The following is a 16,595-nucleotide window of genomic DNA, read 5'->3' as shown; positions in this document are numbered from 1 at the left end:
CTAAGCCTCAAGCTTCAGAGGCAGAAGCGCTTCGAGCGCGGTGATGTCGTCGAGGCAAAGATCGGCAGCAGCGGCGAGCGTTTCCCGAGAGCCGGTTCCGGTCAGGACAGCAATCTTGAGCCCGGCACCGGCTGCTTTTCCCATGTGCATATCGTGATTGTTGTCGCCGACCATCGCTACCTGCGACGGATGAAGACCCACCGCTTCGCAGAAACCAAGCAGCATGCCAGGACCGGGCTTCACGCCGTGACCGCTGTCATAGCCTGCCACGAAATCAAGATGCTCGGCGAAGCCGAAGCGGATCGCCGTCTGGCGGATCGATTGCTCGTTATCGCTAGAGGCGACCCCGAGCTTGAGGCCAAGATCCTTGAGGCGGGTGAAAAAAGTACCAAGATTCGTGACCGGCACGGCCCATTCCGTCGCCCGAACGAAGAGTGCGTCCAGAAGACGCGTCAACTCCGCGGCATCGAGCGGCGAGCCTGCGGCTACAAAGCCTGCGGCAATCTCCGCGGCGTTGCCGGCAGCCAGAAGACTATCGGCCCGCGTCTGGCCGGAGACCGGGTCCATGCCGGCCGCTTGGAGCAGCCTCAGTTCCAGATCGTCATCGCCGGCCGCGGCAATGCGCGCAGCCTCGCGATTGACCGGACCCCAGCTCTCGTCATAGCGCAGAAGCGTGCCGTCCTTGTCGAACAGGATGCCGGCGACGGAGCTCCAGTCGAGCTCCTTCATCGCGCTGCCGCTGCCTTTGGTCTCGGCTGCAGACGCGCCGTTACGGTGAGCGGGTTGATATAGGGTTCGAGCGCCTTGATGGTCTTGCCCAGGGCGCCGCGCATTTCTTCCATCGTCTCGTGGCCCGCATCCATCATCTTGCGCCGTGCAGCGTCGTTGATCAGCAGATAATGCACCGCTTTGGCCAGCATTTCGACATCACGCACGACACGCGCCGCGCCCTTTCGCGCCAAATTCTGGTAGGCGTCACGAAAATTCTGGAGGTTTGGACCCGACAGGACCGCGCAGCCCAGCATGGCAGGCTCAAGCGGGTTCTGGCCGCCCTCGTTCGTCAGGGAGCGGCCGACAAAGGCGATCTCGGTCAGCCTGAGATAGAGGCCCATTTCGCCGATGGAATCGCCGAGCAGAATGTCGGTGCTTTCGGTGACCGGATCGTTGCGGGAGCGGCGTGCGACAGAGAGCCCCTCCTCCTTCAGCATCGCCTCGATTGCGTCGGCGCGATCTGGATGGCGCGGCACGATAATCGTCAATTGATCGTTCTTGGGCCTCAGCACCTTGTGCACCTTGGCTGCGGCCTGTTCCTCGCCCTCGAAGGTGGAAATCGCCGCCCAGGTCTTTCGCGTGCCGATTTCGGCGCTATAGCGCGCAAGCAAGGCCTCGTCACAGGGCGGCGGATCGGTATCGGTCTTGAGGTTGCCGGAAACGATGACCGGCCAGGCGCCGAGATCGCGGAAGCGTTCGGCATCGAGATCCGACTGCGCCACGACCAGAGCCAGCTTCTCGAACAGAGCTTCCGCCAGGCTGTGGCGGCTGCGCCAGCGGTCGAAGGAGCGATCGGATATGCGCGCATTGACCCGGATCTGCGGTATGCCGCGCCGCGCAAGCTCGGCGATGGTGGTGGGCCAGATTTCCGACTCCGCCGTGATGCAGGCGTCCGGCTTCCAATAGGAGATGAAGCGCTTTATGGGGAATTTGATGTCGAGCGGCACATATTGGTGAATGACTTCCCGGCCCAGCCGCGCCTCGACCAGACTGGCGGAGGTGACGGTGCCGGTCGTCAGGAGCACATGAATCTGGCGGCGACGCAGTTCGCGGATCATCGGCATGATCGCCAGCGTTTCGCCGACGCTTGCGGCATGCGCCCAGACCAACGGGCCGCGAGGGCGCGGCATGCTGGCATAACCGAGACGCTCCAGCCGACGCGAGGGGTCTTCCTTGCGCTTCAAGCCGCGATAGGTGAGGTAGGGGCTCGCCAGCGGATAAAGCGCGACGCCGGCAATACGATAACCGTACAGAGCAAGCCGCGCCAAACCGCCGCTCATCGTCCCTGCCTCCTATCCATGCTGATCGCCGTCAAGAACCCGCCCCCGATTGCTCATCCATAACGCATTTTCTCTGTTTCACAAATGCGTCAAAAAAGAGGGTTGCCGACCGCATGCGGCCGAACCAACTCCATTCTGCAAGGACAGGATGTCAAGCCGCCTGGCTCACCTCAGCTCGACTTGGAATCCGGGTCGAGGAGGCGGTGCATGTGAACGATGAAGTAGCGCATCTGAGCGTTATCGACCGTCTGCTGCGCCTTGGAGCGCCACGCGACAAGCGCACTGGCATAATCGGGAAAGATGCCGACGATATCGAGACCCGAGAGATCCTTGAACTGCACGCCTTCGAGGCTTTCCAGCTCGCCACCGAAAACCAGGTGCAGCAGTTGTTTTTTCCCGTTCTCTTCCGTCATCTCATTCATCCCTGGCTTCTGCCTCCCAGGGCACTCCTCTGCTGCATTCCACAGGAAAGGTCAACCCGCCGTCCCGCCCAGCAGACGCGGCAGGAGGCTGGATATCGCATGTTCCGCGCCCGCCACCAGCACCTCGCGGTTCACCGACTTGCGGTTATAGGTCAAGGGGCGGTTGTCGAGGTCGGCAAGCCGGCCGCCGGCCCGCTCCAGGATCAAGTCCGCGGCGGCCAGATCCCAGTCATGGGAGTCGCGCTTGACCACGGTGCCGTCGATCCGGCTATCGGCCACCATGGCCAGCCGGTATGCGAGCGAAGGAACATGACGGATGCGGCGCACCCTTTCGCGGAAGGGGCTGTCGAACTTTTTGATCAGGCTCTCGTCGGCGGCGATGAGAAGCTCCGAACCATCACCGCCCGACACCCGGATCGGCATGCCGTTCTTGAAGGACGGTCCTTCGGCACTCGCCCAGAACTCCTCCTCCAGCGCGGGCGCCACGAGCACGCCGGCAACCGGTCGGCCTTGATGGACGACGGCCACCGAAACGCACCAGGTCTTCTCGCCATTGATGAAGGCGCGCGTCCCGTCGATCGGGTCGATCACGAAGACCGTCTCCCGAGCAAGCCGATCCGGATCGTCGTCGGTTTCCTCGGACAGCCAACCATAATGCGGCCTTGCCTTCATCAGGATATCGCGCAGACGATCATTGGCGGCAAAATCGGCGGCGCTGACGGGTGAGCTTCCCTCATTCTTCCACCAGACTTCCGGAGCCTGACCGAAATAGCTGAAGGCCACCTCGCCCGCCTGCCGGGCCGCCTCGATGATAAGATCGAGATCGTCCTGCCATTTGCTGCGCGCTGCGGGGTCGTCCATGCTCAACGTCCCGCCAGGGTCATGCCCTCGATGACGAGCGTCGGCGAGGCGACGCCATACTTGCGGTCGATGTCGTTGGCGGGCGTCACGCGCATGAACATGTCCTTGAGGTTCGAGGCAATGGTGACTTCCGAGACCGGATAGGCAAGCTCGCCATTCTCGATCCAGAACCCGGTCGCGCCACGGCTGTATTCCCCGGTGAGCATGTTGACGCCCTGTCCGATCAGTTCGGTAATGTAGAAGCCGTTGCCGATCGACCGGATCAGATCTTCGGGAGATGTATCGCCCGGCTCGAGCGCAAGATTGGTGGACGCAGGGGTGACCGCATTGCCGCCGCGCACGCCGCGGCCATTGGTCTTCATTCCAAGTTCGCGCCCGGTGGTGGTGGACAGGAACCAGTGCTTCAGCACGCCGTCCTCGATCATCACCAGCCGTTCGCCGGAAACGCCTTCGCCATCGAAGGGGCGCGACGAGGAACCGCGCACGACGAGCGGGTCGTCGGTGATGTTGAGCCCGGCCTTCAAGACCTGCTGACCCATCTTGTCGCGCAGGAAGCTGGTCTTGCGCGCAACCGAAGCGCCGTTAATGGCGCCCGCGATATGGCCGACGAAGCCGCGGGCGATACGCGGGTCGAAGACGACCGTGATATTGCTCCCCGTATCGATCTGGCGCGGATTGATGCGCTTGACCACCCGCTCGCCGGCGCGCCGGCCGATGAGCTTGGGATCATCGAGCTCGGCTGCAAACAGGCGGCTGTCGAAATCGTAGTCCCGCTCCATCTTCGTGCCTTCGCCGGCAATGACGCTCACGGAGCGTCCGAAACGGGTCGCCATGTAGCTGCCGGAAAAACCATGCGAGGTAACGAGGACGAGGCCACCCATGCCGGCGGAAGCACCAGCGCCGGAGGAATTCGTGACGCCCTCCACATCGAGCGCCGCCTGCTCCATCTCCAGCGCCGCCTCGCGCAGCGAATCGGTCGACACGTCCGTGGGATCGAAAAGCTCCAGATCCGGATAGCTGGTGGTGAGATCCGCCTCATCGGCAAGGCAGGCAAACGGATCTTCGGGGGAAACACGCGCCATGGCGACGGCACGCTCGGCCAGCGTCTTCATGTCGAAGCCCGGATTGGCAGAAACGCTGGCGACACGCTGTCCGATGAAGACGCGAAGTACGAAATCGTCGCTTTCGGAAGCTTCCGTGCCTTCCACCTTCCCCAGCCGGACGCTGACGGAGCGGGAACGGGAGCGCACGACGACGGCGTCGGCCTGATCCGCGCCTGCGGCCTTTGCCAGGTCGATCAGTTCGCCAGCGCGGGCAAGAAGCGGAGCAGAATCAAATTCGGAGGTCATTTTTACAGAGCCTTTCGTTCCGCTCCCATTTATTGTGCACCGGCCTAAGCATCAAGGGCAACCGATCGATTCCGGGTTGACCCATTCCTGCTAGCACTTGAAAGTACGTTCCATGTTCGACCACAATTCGCTCTTCGCCGAAATGCTGCTGCTGCTGGCAGGCGCAGTCATTGCCGCTCCCCTGTTCCGCAAGCTCGGTCTCGGAACCGTGCTCGGATATCTTGCCGCGGGCGTGATCATCGGTCCCGTCCTGCAGCAGGTAACGGATACGGAAGAAGTGCTGAAGGTCGCCGAATTCGGCGTCGTCTTCCTGCTTTTCATCATCGGGCTCGAACTGAAACCGTCCCGGCTGTGGCAGATGCGCGGTGATGTGTTCGGTCTCGGGCCTGCCCAGGTCGTCGTGACCGGCGGGGTTCTGAGCGGCCTTGCCTATCTGTCGAACATGGCGGATTGGCGCGGCAGCCTGATGGTCGGCTTCGGGCTTGCCCTGTCTTCGACGGCCTTTGCCCTTCAGATCCTCAACGACAGCGGAGACATGAACAGCCGTTACGGGCAGCGATCCTTCTCCGTGCTGCTGTTCCAGGATCTTGCCATCGTGCCGCTGCTGGCGCTGATCACCATTCTGGCGCCCGGAACCAGCGAGGCGGCTGCGACGCCGCTTCTCGATTTCGCCATCGCGGTGGCGGCCGTGGGCGCCATGATCATCGCCGGACGCTACCTGCTGACGCCCATGTTCCAGGTGATCGCCAGCACCGGCGCACGCGAGGTGATGATCGCGGCGGCGCTGCTGGTCGTGCTGGGTTCGGCAGCCGCCATGCAGGCGGTCGGGCTTTCCATGGCCATGGGTGCATTCCTGGCCGGCGTGATGCTGGCCGAGTCCTCCTATCGTCATGAACTGGAAGCCGATATCGAGCCCTTCCGCGGGCTGCTGCTCGCCCTCTTCTTCGTGGCCGTCGGGCTTTCGCTGGAAGTGGGCGTGATTGCCGAAAACCTGCTCTTCATCGTACCGGCGGTGCTGGTATTCATGATCGCCAAGACCGTCATCACCTATGCGCTATGCCGTCTTTGGGGTTCCTCCCATAACGACGCGATCCAGATCGCATTCCTGCTGCCTCAGGGCGGAGAATTCGGCTTCGTGCTGTTCACGACCGCAACTGCGGCCGGGCTGTTTTCGTCAGCCACGGCCTCGCTGCTGATCGCCTCCGTGACGCTGTCCATGGCGCTGACGCCGCTCGGCGCGGCACTTTCCAAACGCTTGCTGAAGGGCGAGACGCGGGAGGAGCTGGAAGAGGATTTCGACGGTGCGGGCGCCGACGTGCTGATGATCGGCTTTTCCCGTTTCGGCCAGATCGCCTCGCAGATCCTGCTGGCAGGCGGCAGTTCGGTCACCGTGATCGATGACAGTCCCGACCGTATCCGCCAGGCCGCGAATTTCGGTTTCCGGATCTATTTCGGCGACGGCACACGCCGGGACGTACTGATCGCTTCGGGCATCGAGCGCGCCAAGATCGTTGCCATCTGCACCCACAATCGCGAAACGACGGACCGCATCGTCGAGCTGATCCGCTCGGATTTCCCGACGGCGCGGCTCTTCGTCCGCTCCTATGACCGCATCCATTCGCTGGCGCTTCGCGACCGGGCCGTGGAGTTCGAACTGCGCGAAACGCTGGAATCCGGCCTCGTGTTCGGCCGGCGGACGCTGCAGGCGCTCGGCATGAGCGAGAACTCGGCTGCGGACATTGTCGAAGACATCCGCAACCGGGACGAGGAACGGCTGCAGATCCAGGCGGTACAGGGTCTTGGCGCAGGGCGCGAGATGCTGTTCAACAGCCCGGTCCGGCCGGAGCCGCTGATCAAGCCGAAGCGCACGGTTGTGATGGGTGAGAGGGCCGGCGAGGCAATGTCCGCCGAAGCGGATCAGGCATCCACGACCGTGTGAAGGGCTTCGATCGCACGCTTCAGCTCGTCCTTCACGGTCTCCGATTCCTGTAGGATTTCGCGGGCCTTCACGAAGTCGAGCACGCCGAAGCGATTGACGCTGGGGCGCAGAAAAATATGCGGCGGGTGAAGTTTCAGCTTCAGCGCTATGCTTGCCTGCATGGTGAGCTGGCTTGAACCGAATATGCTGTCGATACGGTTAGGCGCATGGGTGCCGTCGCCTTCCGGCGCCCCGACCACATCAATGCCGATCACGACATCTGCCAGCTCCATCAGGTGTTCGTAAGGAACGGGGTTGAAGATGCCGCCATCCATCATGACCCGGCCATTGACCCAGACCGGCATGAACAGGCCGGGAATAGCCGCCGAGGCGGCGACCGCAGAACGCAGATCGCCCGTCTCCAGCACGACCTCGGCCTGCCCGTAATAATCCGTCACCGAGACTTTTAGGGGAATATGCAATTCGGCGAAATCCGAAGGCACCTGCGGCGGTAGAAATGCTTCGATGATCCGCTCCAGGTTGAAGTGACCGAGGCGGAAACCGCCAAGCCTGTCGCGCATGGTGGCCGGTCCCAGGCTCCAGAGCCTGTTGAACAATGCGCCGCGACTGCCCACAGTCTCGATTGCATATTCGGCGATCTCCTTGCCCGTCATGCCAGCCGCCATGCCGGCGCCCATGATCGCGCCGATGGACGAACCGCCGATCGCCACGGGCCGGATGCCGAGCTCATCCAGAGCCTGGATGACGTGGATATGGGAGAGTCCGCGCGCACCGCCGGCACCGAAGGCGATGGCGAAGGTCAACCCGCTGCGGCCTTTCGTGAGGTCGTGAAGAGCTAACCGGGTCGTCATCCATGTCCTCTTTCGGTCAATTCGGCTGATAACGGAAGAACTCCATCCGCGTATCGCCGAAAAGGCGGCTTTCGAGCGGCTTGAAGACCGGATCCACCGCGAGAACGGCATCCGCCCGTTCCTCGAGGATCACCAGCGCGCCGGGAAGCAGCCAATTGCCGGCATGCGCGCCGGCCAGAGCCTTTTCGCCCAATCCTTGCCCGTAGGGCGGATCGGCAAAGAGAAAATTGAACGGCTCCATCGTGCCGGGCTGCCCAAGCTGGGTGGCATCGCGCCGCAATATCCTGGCGCGGCCGTGCAGGCCGAGCGCGTCGATGTTTTCCCACAGAAGCCCGCGGCCTTCCACGCCGTTCTCGACGAACAGCGCCTGGCGGCAGCCGCGCGAAACGGCTTCCAGCCCGACGGCACCAGTTCCGGCGAAAAGGTCGATCACGCGCGTGCCATCCAACGCCTCCGGATAGACGTGGCCGATAATGTTGAACAGGCTTTCCCGCGTCCGGTCGATCGTCGGCCGGATGGCATTTGACTTCGGCGTGGCCAACGCGCGACCACGAAATTCACCACCAACGATCCGCAATGCCGGCTATCCCCTCGGGGTGCGCGGCTTGCCGCCGCTTCTGGGGGCTGGACGTCCACCTGGCTTTCCGCCAGACGGCTGGCCCGAGCCGCCGCGACCGCCTGATGGCTTTCCGCCGAAGCTTTTGCCACCACCCGGCTTGCCGCCGAAGGGCTTTGCACCCGGTTTGGCCCCAAACGATTTGCCGGCCGGCTTGCCGCCAAAGGGACGATCACCGGTCGGTCTTTCGCCGGAAGGGCGCTCGCTGCGCTGAGGCCTGTCACCGAAAGAGCGTTCGCCCCGTGAGCGATCGGAATGTGGACGGTCGGAACGTGCGTCACCCGCCGAATAGGAGCGCGCCGGGCGCTCACCATCCTCACGCGGCTTGCGGTCGGTCCGGGGTTTGTCACCGAAAGAGCGTTCACCACGCGGCTTGTCGAAAGAGCGAGGACGGTCGCCCGCATCGCGAGGCTTGCGGTCGCCTCTCGGCTTGTCGCCGAAGCTGCGTTCGCGACGCGGCTCGTCCGATGATCGGTCGCTGCGGCCGGGGCGATCGCCAAACGAACGCTTGCCCCCGAAATCGCCTTCCTTCTGGGGCGGCGAGTCGGCGCGGATCCAGTCGGCATCGTCCTCCGCGCGCTTGACGACGACCGGCCGGTCGTTGACCGGCACCGGCTTGTCGAACAGCCGCTCGGCTTCAGCCCTTGCCGAAGATTTCTTGACGTTGGTTTCAAGGGTGGGCCGCGCGCCGGGCGCCATCCACACATTGGCAGTTCTGCTGGTGCCCATGGGTGGACGCTTCTTCGGCTTCTCCTCGCCGAAGCCGCGATCGTCGCTTTTGCCACGCGGCTTGGCGGCAAAATCGCCACGGCTGCCGAATTTGTTATCGACACGTCCAGGCGTACGCTCGCGCCGCTCTCCGCCTCGGTCTTCCCGACGGTCGTCGCGCCGGACCTCACGGGCAGTATCGCGCTTCGCATCAGACCGCTCGTTGCGCTCCGGGCGTTCGCCCCAGGCCGGCTTTTCCGTCCGGGCAGGCTTTTCCTCAGGTGCAGGCATCTCGTTATAGATCGGCGCTTCGAAATTGGCCTTGGAGTCCTCGATCAGCCGAGGCCCGAGCTGCTCGCGCAGGGTACGACCGCGCACTTCGATAACTTCGCCTTCCGGCAGGTCGCCGAGCTGGAACGGACCGTAGGAGATGCGGATCAGACGATTGACCTCGAGCCCGAGCGCGCCGAGCACGTTCTTGATCTCGCGGTTCTTGCCTTCGCGCAGTCCCATGGTGATCCAGACATTGCGGCCCTGACTGCGGTCCAGCGTCGCTTCGATGGCGCCGTAGAGAACGCCCTCGACGGCAATGCCGTCCTTCAGCTTGTCGAGCGCTTCCTGGTCGATCTCGCCATGGGCGCGGACGCGGTAGCGCCGCAGCCAGCCGGTGGTCGGAAGCTCCAGCACACGCGACAGGCCGCCGTCATTGGTCAGCAGCAGCAGGCCTTCGGTGTTGATATCGAGCCGCCCGACGGACATGACCCGCGGCAGGCCTTCCGGCAGGTTTTCGAATACGGTCGAGCGCCCTTCCGGATCAGAATTCGTGGTCACGAGGCCGGAAGGCTTGTGGTAGAGCCACAGACGCGTCCGCTCTATGCCGCGAATAGGCATGCCGTCCACTTCGATCTTGTCGGCGAGCGTAACGTTGATGACAGGCGTATCCAGCACCTTGCCGTTCAGGCTGACGCGGCCTTCCATGATCATCCGCTCGATATCGCGGCGGGATGCGACACCGGAGCGGGCGAGGATCTTGGAGATACGTTCCGCCTTGTCGTCGGCCTCGGTCGAGGTGGCAGACGGAGCGACACTGCGCGCCGGCTTGTCAGCCCGTTCGCCGTCTGTCTTGAAGGCGCGGGGCTTGGCTTCCCGAGGCTTGAAGTCGCCATCCTGCTTGAAGCTGCGCTCTCTCTTGGCGCCGCTCTCTGCCTTGAAACTGCGTTCAGGCTTGCCGAATGCGGCAGCCTTTGCCGGGCCACGCTTGGCGGCAGCGCCCGGCTTGGAGCTCGACTTGGGAGCGCCTGCCTTGGATGATGCGTCCGATTTCGGTTTGATCTCGCGGATGAAGGTCTTGCCTTCGCCGCGCTTCGGCTTGTCTTTGGAGGTCATTTGTTGTTTGCCTGAAGCGTGATGTCTACGGATCGATCCGGACATTCTTGTTCGTGTTGACTAAAGCGGATTTGGGCCTTTGTGGCGTCCAGTTGGATGCTTCCTACCAGTTCACGCGGTCCGGGTTAAGAGGAAATTGGCAGCAATGGCCAAGAGCGAAGGTTTCATGGCGGCAGCGCTTGCGCAGGCACGCACCGCGGCAGAGCTGGGAGAGGTTCCTGTCGGCGCCGTGCTGGTCATCGACGGCATGATCGTGGCCCGCTCCGGCAACCGCACCCGTACCGAAAACGATATTACCGCCCATGCCGAAATCACCGTGATCCGGCAGGCGGCGGCAAAGCTCGGTCAGGAGCGGCTTTCCGGGGCGGATCTCTATGTGACGCTGGAACCCTGCACCATGTGCGCGGCCGCCATTTCGTTCGCCCGTATCCGTCGCCTCTATTATGGCGCAGAGGATGCCAAGGGAGGCGCCATCGACAATGGCGTACGCTTCTTTGCGCAACCCACATGCCATCATGCACCGGAGGTCTATTCGGGGCTTGGAGAAAGCGAAGCCGCAGAGCTTCTGACCGGCTTCTTCAGATCACGCCGATAGGCTTAGGACCAATCGACATTCAGGATTTGGAGCGTGGTATGAGGGAAAATCGTTCACTTCGAGGAGCGAACCCGATGGTGGATCCTATATCCATCGAGGGTTCGCGACGCAGAAATGGGCGATTTTCACCATATCCCTGCGGGACGCGGCGGATTTTGTCCCTGAAGACGTCAGAAAGCCCTTGTGGAGGGAAGGCTCCACTGCAGGCTTCCCTCCTGTTCAGAAACAAAATCCGCTCGCGCCACGCCCGAAACCTGAATGTTGATTGGTCCTAAGCCCAGCCTACTGGAAGATCTGCCACCAGCTGGAATTCTTGGAAGCGGCGGCGGCCTGCTTCTTCCGCTCCTTTTCCTTCTGTGCTTCCGGCGTGCCAAGATCCTGCAGCACCGCGGAATCGGCTGCACGGTACTGCGTCGGCGGCTCGGCCAGCGAGCGGCGCGGTGCCGAAGGATTGGTGTCTTCCGCGTCTGACTTGGCCTTGCGGAAAGCTTCCCACTTCTGGCTTTCGGTCATCTGCCCAGCCTGGCCCTTACCGGACAGCAGAGGCGAGCGGTAGTTGGGGTTGTCGCTGTTCTCGTCAGCTTCCTGGCGAAGGCGCTTGCGCGTCTCTTCGGGCGATTCGACCCAGTTCGGGTTGTTCTCCCGGTTCGCCAGCGACGCCTGCGGCGGCGGCAGGGACCCTGTCGAATTCTTCGCAACGACCAAGGTCGGACGAGGATTGTACTTCAGGCCCTGTTTTTTTTCATCCGACCTTGCGCCGATCGAGACGGTGGAGCCGAGGTCGTCCACCAGCTGTTCGCTGGCCGTCTTGTCGGTGCCATAAGTGGGGCTTCCGACGCAGCCCGAAAGGGTCAATGTCGCGGCAAGAAGACCGGCCGCGCCCATGCCGACTCGAAACATGTCTGTCGTTTTCATCGAACCCCTTCCATGGGCGCCCGTCCTGGCACCGCAGAGACCATTGCTCTTCCCTTGCCGGAAATTCCGGCCAATTTCGGGCAGAAATACCGGATGACGCGCCAAAGCGCAATCATCCGGTAAGCGATGATCAACCCAGACGACCGAGCGCCGCCAGTTCACGAAGCGCCGCCGCATCGCGGGCGGAAACCTCTGGATAGGCCGGGTCCGAGCCGACATCGCTCGTTACCCGCCAGGAGCGGGCGCATTTGGTGCCTTCGGCAAGTTGCGGATCGACTGCGACGCCCTGCACTTCGGCCAGGCGGAAAGCCGTAACCGGCCCCTCGCCGTCAACGATTTCGATAGCCGAGGTGATGCAGGTTTCCTCGAAATCCTGCCCTTCCAGCGCAGCCGCCAGTTCCCTGTCCGTCACATAGACGACCGGAGCCGCTTCCAGCGAGGAGCCGATGCGCTTGTCCTTGCGCTCGATTTCCAGCGCGCCTGTGACGACGGAGCGCACCTTGCGGATCTTCGCCCATTTGTCGGCGAGGGCCGCATTTTCCCAATCGCCGGGGATTTTGGGAAACTGCTCCAGATGAACCGAAACTGCGTCGGGCTTGCGGGATAGCCAGGCTTCTTCCGTGGTGAAGGGCAGCATGGGCGCAAGCCAGGTCACCGTGCAATCGAAGATCTTGCGGATGACGGCAAGGCTTGCGCGACGGCGTAGCGAGGACGGCGCATCGCAGTAGAGCGCGTCCTTGCGGATGTCGAAATAGAAGGCCGACAGCTCGATATTGGCGAAATCGATCAGGGCGCGGGCGATCTTCTTGAACTCGAACGCGTCATAACCTTCGCGCACGAGCTTATCCAGCTCGAACAGACGATGCAGCATCAGCTTTTCGAGTTCCGGCAGATCGGCGTAGGCGATCTCCTCGCCCTCGTCATGGGCGAGCGTACCGAGCATCCAGCGGATGGTGTTGCGCAGCTTGCGATAGGCATCGACATTGGTCTGGATGATCGTCTTGCCGAGGCGCTGGTCTTCCCAATAATCCGTTGTCATGACCCAGAGGCGAAGGATATCGGCGCCCGCATCCTTCATGACGTCCTGCGGCGCCACGACATTGCCGAGTGACTTCGACATCTTCTGGCCCTTCTCATCCATGGTGAAACCATGGGTGACGACCGTGTCATAGGGTGCGCGGCCGCGGGTGGCAGCCGATTCCAGCAGCGACGAGTGGAACCAGCCGCGATGCTGGTCGGAGCCTTCAAGATAGACGTCCGCCGGCCATTTCAGGTCCGGACGGTCTTCGAGCGTAAAGGTGTGGGTGGACCCTGAGTCGAACCAGACGTCGAGGATGTCCATGACCTGCGTCCACTCTGAGGCATCATGGCCATTGCCGAGGAAGCGTTCCTTGGCGCCTTCGGCGAACCAGGCGTCGGCACCTTCCGCGTCGAAGGCTTCGAGGATGCGGGCATTGACCGCCTCGTCCCTCAGAACCTCGCCTTCCTCGTTGGCGAAGACGCAGATCGGGACGCCCCAGGCGCGCTGACGGGACAGAACCCAGTCCGGGCGCTGCTCGATCATGGCGCGCAGGCGGTTCTGGCCGGCAGCGGGCACGAAGCGCGTGTCGTCGATGGCCTTCAGCGCGCGGGTGCGCAGCGTCGTGCCGTCGGCAAGGTCCTTGTCCATATAGACGAACCATTGCGGCGTGTTGCGGAAGATGATCGGCTTCTTGGACCGCCAGGAATGCGGATACTGGTGCTTCAGCCGGCCACGCGCGAACAGCATGTTGCGCTCGATCAGCGCCTTGATGACGCGGTCGTTGGCATCGCCCTTCTTGCCGTTGTCGTCCATGACCCGGCCACCCTCGAAACCGGGGGCATCTGCGGTATAGGTGCCCGAATCATCGACCGGGAACGGGATTCGCGTGTCGATGCCGCGGGCTTCCAGCTCCCGGACATTGTCCATCCAGGCCTCGAAGTCCTCGCGGCCATGGCTGGGGGCAGTGTGTACGAAACCGGTGCCGGCATCATCGGTGACGTGGTCGCCGGCAAGCAGCGGGACGGTAAAGGTGTAGCCGAGGTCTGCAAGGGGGTGGGCACAGGTGATCGAAGCGAGTTCGTCGGCGGAAACGCCGCGCAGACGCTTGAACGCCAGCTTTGCCTTAGCAGCGGATTCCTCCGACAGGCTGTCGGCAAAGATCAGCTTTTCGCCCGGCCGCGGACCGAAATCATTGGTAGCTTCCGTGACCTCATAAAGCCCGTAGGAAACCTTGGGCGAATATGCGATCGCACGGTTGCCGGGGATGGTCCATGGAGTCGTGGTCCAGATGACGACCGAGACATCCGGATCATTGAACGCTACCGCAGACTTCGTCCGTTCGACCGGGAACTTCACCCAGATCGTGTCGCTCTCGTAATCATGATATTCGACTTCGGCCTCGGCCAAGGCCGTGCGCTCGACCACGGACCACATGATCGGCTTAGAGCCGCGATAGAGCTGCCCACTCATGGCGATCTTCAGAAGTTCGCCGGCGATGCGGCTTTCCGAATGGAAGTTCATCGTCAGGTAAGGGTTGTCGAAATCGCCGACGATGCCGAGGCGCTTGAACTCCTCGGCCTGGATCTTGATCCACTTCTCGGCATAGGCGCGGCATTCCTTGCGGAACTCGATCATCGCGGCCGGTGCTTTGAGGTCCGGCTTTGCCTTGCCCTTGGCGCGGTAGTTCTCTTCCTCGATCTTCCATTCGATCGGCAGGCCGTGGCAATCCCAGCCCGGAACGTAGTTCGAGTCATAGCCGCGCATCTGGAACGAGCGGGTGATGACGTCCTTGAGGATCTTGTTCAGCGCGTGGCCGATATGAATATTGCCATTGGCATAGGGAGGGCCGTCGTGAAGGACGAACTTTTCGCGGCCGGCGGCGGAGGCGCGCAGCTGCTTGTAGAGGTCCATCTCCCGCCAGCGGGCGACCAGTTCGGGCTCCTTCTGCGGCAGGCCGGCGCGCATGGGGAAATCGGTTTCGGGCAGGTTGAGGGTCTTCGAATAGTCGAGCTTTTCGGCTGTATCTGTCATGTGGGACAATCGTTGCTGGCGCCGCGGACAAGGGCGCATGTCGATGGAAATTCGGCGGCGGAGGCGCTGCAATACAGCGCCGAAAACCCGGACCCCCCGGCTGCCCTTACGGGGCGCGGAAGGCCGGGCCGATAATTCGTATCGCGATCGCCAGGCGGAATTTTTCCATGGGCCGGTTGTTTAAGGCTTTTCTTGGCGGAAAGGAAGAGGCGCCCGTCAGCAAATTCTTGTCGGAAATACTGATCGGATATATACATCTTCATTACAAGGAGATGGCGTTATGGGTAAAGAAGCAGTTTTCACCATGAAGCTGGAGGCCGAACTGAGAGACGATTTCATGGCCGCAGCGGAAGCCTCGCATCAGCCCGCCTCGCAGATCGTTCGCGAAATGATGCGTGATTATGTAAAGCGCCAGAACGCGGACTTGGATTATATCCAGTTTCTCCAGCGAAAAGTAGACCTTGCGAGGGGCCAGATTGCGGCCGGAAACAGCCATTCGAGCGATGTCGTTGAACAGGAATTCCGAGATCGCCGTGCCGCCATTCGAAGCGCGGACGTTGATGATACATGATCGTCCGCTGGGCTTCTGCCGCTATCCAAGACCGTGCCGACATTTTCGATTACATATTCGAGCGAAATCCCTACGCTGCACGCAGAATGGACGCGCTGTTTTCAGCGGCGGTTTCGGTACTTGCGGATTTTCCCGGTCAAGGTAAGCCTGGCGCCATCACGGGTACGCGTGAACTCATCCCGCACGAGAGCTATCGTATACTTTACGAGACAGACGATAAGACGGTCTGGATACTCGCCATCGTTCACACATCGCGCCAGTGGCCACCGGCAAGCGAATAATCCTCAAAACGATATCGCCCGGTCGAGTTCGCTCAGAGGCGTGACGCCGGAGAGAAGCGCCCTCGCCTCTTCCTCGTCGTGTTTCATCTGCTCCACCAGCGGCTCCAGCCCGTCGAACTTCAGCTCCTCGCGCAGGTAGCCGAAGAAGGAGACGGAGCAGGTCTCGCCATAAAGGCTGCCCGAAAAATCGAAGAGAAATGTTTCCAGGAGCGGCGCGCCGTTTTCCGTCACGGTCGGGCGGCGGCCATAGCTCGCTACGCCATCGTGGACGCGGCCGTCCGGGTGGCGGAAACGGACCGCATAAATGCCGGGTTTGAGATCGGCTTCCGGCGGAAGCTGCATATTGGCAGTCGGATAGCCTAGCTGCCGGCCGAGTTTTTCACCGCCGATCACGTCGGCCTCCACCGTAAACCGGTATCCGAGCAGACCGGCCGCTTCAGTGACATGGCCCTCCGCAAGCAGCGTGCGGATGCGGCTGGACGAGATGACATCCGTATTCTCGTCGCGGAAGGCATCCACCAGCGAAACGGTGAAACCGTGCTTCTCGCCCGAAGCCATGAGGAAGGCGGGACCGCCCTCCCTGCCCTTGCCGAAGTGAAAATCGAAACCGGTGACGACCGCCGTCGCGCCCAGCCAATCGACGAGAATGGTCTGGATGAACTCTTCCGCGGAACGGTCGGAAAAACCGGTATCGAAGGGATATTCGATCACGCAGCGGAAGCCCATGGCCTCCAGCAGCCTTGCCTTCACCGGCGCCGGCGTCAGCCGGAAAACCGGCGTATCGGGACGGAAGACGGTTCGCGGATGCGGCTCGAAGGTAAGCACGAGGGCCGGAACATTCCGCTCCTGCGCCAGCGACAGCGCCCTGTCCAGCACGCTGCGATGGCCGCGGTGCACGCCGTCGAAATTGCCGATCGCGACGACGCCGCCCTTCAGCGCGTCGGGCAGCGGCTCCTTCTTTTCATTGCGGTGGAAAACCGTCATTCGGATGTATCCAA

At 62.4% G+C, this 16,595-nt stretch carries 15 protein-coding genes; 4 read left to right on the top strand and 11 right to left on the bottom strand.

Annotated elements, in window-relative coordinates:
• The 5 genes from EPK99_RS15930 to EPK99_RS15910 all read right to left on the bottom strand — a co-directional run bounded on the left by EPK99_RS15930 (position 1) and on the right by EPK99_RS15910 (position 4,683).
• Positions 1–729: an HAD family hydrolase gene (locus EPK99_RS15930; protein WP_128444050.1), complete on the bottom strand. Its 729-nt coding sequence runs from the start codon at positions 727–729 to the stop codon at positions 1–3.
• A complete protein-coding gene (gene waaA, locus EPK99_RS15925; protein WP_128444049.1) occupies positions 726–2,051 on the bottom strand; it encodes a lipid IV(A) 3-deoxy-D-manno-octulosonic acid transferase in 1,326 nt (441 codons plus the stop codon). Before waaA ends, EPK99_RS15930 begins: the two co-directional genes overlap by 4 nt.
• Before the next feature lie 170 nt (positions 2,052–2,221).
• Positions 2,222–2,464, bottom strand: a complete 243-nt coding sequence (locus EPK99_RS15920) for a DUF4170 domain-containing protein (RefSeq protein ID WP_128444252.1) — start codon at positions 2,462–2,464, stop codon at positions 2,222–2,224.
• A gap of 60 nt (positions 2,465–2,524) precedes the next feature.
• Positions 2,525–3,334: a 3'(2'),5'-bisphosphate nucleotidase CysQ gene (locus tag EPK99_RS15915; protein WP_128444048.1), complete on the bottom strand. Its 810-nt coding sequence runs from the start codon at positions 3,332–3,334 to the stop codon at positions 2,525–2,527.
• A gap of 2 nt (positions 3,335–3,336) precedes the next feature.
• On the bottom strand, positions 3,337–4,683 hold the full coding sequence (locus tag EPK99_RS15910; RefSeq protein ID WP_128444047.1) for a TldD/PmbA family protein: 1,347 nt from the start codon (positions 4,681–4,683) through the stop codon (positions 3,337–3,339).
• A 112-nt stretch (positions 4,684–4,795) separates the two neighbouring features.
• Between EPK99_RS15910 and EPK99_RS15905 the strand changes: the two genes are divergently transcribed.
• On the top strand, positions 4,796–6,622 hold the full coding sequence (locus EPK99_RS15905) for a monovalent cation:proton antiporter-2 (CPA2) family protein (protein ID WP_128444046.1): 1,827 nt from the start codon (positions 4,796–4,798) through the stop codon (positions 6,620–6,622).
• Here EPK99_RS15905 and EPK99_RS15900 read toward each other — a convergent pair.
• Genes EPK99_RS15900 through EPK99_RS15890 form a run of 3 tightly spaced genes read right to left on the bottom strand, consistent with a single transcriptional unit; the run spans position 6,601 to position 10,183 of the window.
• Positions 6,601–7,473 (bottom strand): patatin-like phospholipase family protein, encoded by an 873-nt coding sequence (locus tag EPK99_RS15900; RefSeq protein WP_128444045.1) that lies wholly within the window; start codon positions 7,471–7,473, stop codon positions 6,601–6,603. The two genes, EPK99_RS15905 and EPK99_RS15900, sit on opposite strands and share 22 nt — an antisense overlap.
• Positions 7,474–7,489: 16 nt before the next feature.
• On the bottom strand, positions 7,490–8,050 hold the full coding sequence (rsmD, locus tag EPK99_RS15895) for a 16S rRNA (guanine(966)-N(2))-methyltransferase RsmD (RefSeq protein ID WP_128444044.1): 561 nt from the start codon (positions 8,048–8,050) through the stop codon (positions 7,490–7,492).
• Positions 8,051–8,056: 6 nt separating this feature from the next.
• Complete coding sequence (locus EPK99_RS15890; protein WP_128444043.1) at positions 8,057–10,183, bottom strand: pseudouridine synthase; 2,127 nt, start codon at positions 10,181–10,183, stop codon at positions 8,057–8,059.
• 145 nt (positions 10,184–10,328) lie between these two features.
• Between EPK99_RS15890 and EPK99_RS15885 the strand changes: the two genes are divergently transcribed.
• Positions 10,329–10,778: a nucleoside deaminase gene (locus EPK99_RS15885; RefSeq protein ID WP_128444042.1), complete on the top strand. Its 450-nt coding sequence runs from the start codon at positions 10,329–10,331 to the stop codon at positions 10,776–10,778.
• A 282-nt stretch (positions 10,779–11,060) separates the two neighbouring features.
• On the opposite strand, the gene EPK99_RS15880 is transcribed toward EPK99_RS15885, so the two are convergent.
• Positions 11,061–11,693, bottom strand: coding sequence for a hypothetical protein (locus EPK99_RS15880; protein WP_128444041.1), 633 nt, complete (start codon positions 11,691–11,693; stop codon positions 11,061–11,063).
• Between the two features lie 130 nt (positions 11,694–11,823).
• Complete coding sequence (ileS, locus tag EPK99_RS15875; protein ID WP_128444040.1) at positions 11,824–14,745, bottom strand: isoleucine--tRNA ligase; 2,922 nt, start codon at positions 14,743–14,745, stop codon at positions 11,824–11,826.
• 280 nt (positions 14,746–15,025) lie between these two features.
• On the opposite strand from ileS, the gene EPK99_RS15870 reads away from it, so the two are divergent.
• The gene (locus EPK99_RS15870; protein WP_128444039.1) at positions 15,026–15,316 is read left to right on the top strand and encodes an antitoxin of toxin-antitoxin stability system; all 291 of its coding nucleotides are present in this window, start codon (positions 15,026–15,028) and stop codon (positions 15,314–15,316) included.
• Positions 15,313–15,597, top strand: a complete 285-nt coding sequence (locus EPK99_RS15865) for a type II toxin-antitoxin system RelE/ParE family toxin (protein ID WP_128444038.1) — start codon at positions 15,313–15,315, stop codon at positions 15,595–15,597. The genes EPK99_RS15870 and EPK99_RS15865 overlap by 4 nt, the downstream gene beginning before the upstream one ends.
• Positions 15,598–15,600: 3 nt before the next feature.
• Here the strand turns inward: EPK99_RS15865 and EPK99_RS15860 are convergent, their stop codons facing one another.
• On the bottom strand, positions 15,601–16,581 hold the full coding sequence (locus EPK99_RS15860; protein ID WP_128444037.1) for a bifunctional riboflavin kinase/FAD synthetase: 981 nt from the start codon (positions 16,579–16,581) through the stop codon (positions 15,601–15,603).
• Positions 16,582–16,595: the final 14 nt, after the last annotated feature.

Source organism: Neorhizobium lilium, from assembly GCF_004053875.1.
Lineage (GTDB): Bacteria > Pseudomonadota > Alphaproteobacteria > Rhizobiales > Rhizobiaceae > Neorhizobium > Neorhizobium lilii.
Note: the sequence above shows the minus strand (reverse complement) of the source record. Positions and strands in the feature narration are given on the sequence as shown.

What these genes read in the sequence shown, in the direction of transcription:
- EPK99_RS15930 (WP_128444050.1), bottom strand. Translation starts at nt 729, where the DNA reads ATGAAGGAGCTCGACTGGAGCTCCGTCGCCGGCATCCTGTTCGACAAG.
- waaA (WP_128444049.1), bottom strand. Translation starts at nt 2,051, where the DNA reads ATGAGCGGCGGTTTGGCGCGGCTTGCTCTGTACGGTTATCGTATTGCC.
- EPK99_RS15920 (WP_128444252.1), bottom strand. Translation starts at nt 2,464, where the DNA reads ATGACGGAAGAGAACGGGAAAAAACAACTGCTGCACCTGGTTTTCGGT.
- EPK99_RS15915 (WP_128444048.1), bottom strand. Translation starts at nt 3,334, where the DNA reads ATGGACGACCCCGCAGCGCGCAGCAAATGGCAGGACGATCTCGATCTT.
- EPK99_RS15910 (WP_128444047.1), bottom strand. Translation starts at nt 4,683, where the DNA reads ATGACCTCCGAATTTGATTCTGCTCCGCTTCTTGCCCGCGCTGGCGAA.
- EPK99_RS15905 (WP_128444046.1), top strand. Translation starts at nt 4,796, where the DNA reads ATGTTCGACCACAATTCGCTCTTCGCCGAAATGCTGCTGCTGCTGGCA.
- EPK99_RS15900 (WP_128444045.1), bottom strand. Translation starts at nt 7,473, where the DNA reads ATGACGACCCGGTTAGCTCTTCACGACCTCACGAAAGGCCGCAGCGGG.
- EPK99_RS15890 (WP_128444043.1), bottom strand. Translation starts at nt 10,183, where the DNA reads ATGACCTCCAAAGACAAGCCGAAGCGCGGCGAAGGCAAGACCTTCATC.
- EPK99_RS15885 (WP_128444042.1), top strand. Translation starts at nt 10,329, where the DNA reads ATGGCCAAGAGCGAAGGTTTCATGGCGGCAGCGCTTGCGCAGGCACGC.
- EPK99_RS15880 (WP_128444041.1), bottom strand. Translation starts at nt 11,693, where the DNA reads ATGAAAACGACAGACATGTTTCGAGTCGGCATGGGCGCGGCCGGTCTT.
- ileS (WP_128444040.1), bottom strand. Translation starts at nt 14,745, where the DNA reads ATGACAGATACAGCCGAAAAGCTCGACTATTCGAAGACCCTCAACCTG.
- EPK99_RS15870 (WP_128444039.1), top strand. Translation starts at nt 15,026, where the DNA reads ATGGGTAAAGAAGCAGTTTTCACCATGAAGCTGGAGGCCGAACTGAGA.
- EPK99_RS15865 (WP_128444038.1), top strand. Translation starts at nt 15,313, where the DNA reads ATGATCGTCCGCTGGGCTTCTGCCGCTATCCAAGACCGTGCCGACATT.
- EPK99_RS15860 (WP_128444037.1), bottom strand. Translation starts at nt 16,581, where the DNA reads ATGACGGTTTTCCACCGCAATGAAAAGAAGGAGCCGCTGCCCGACGCG.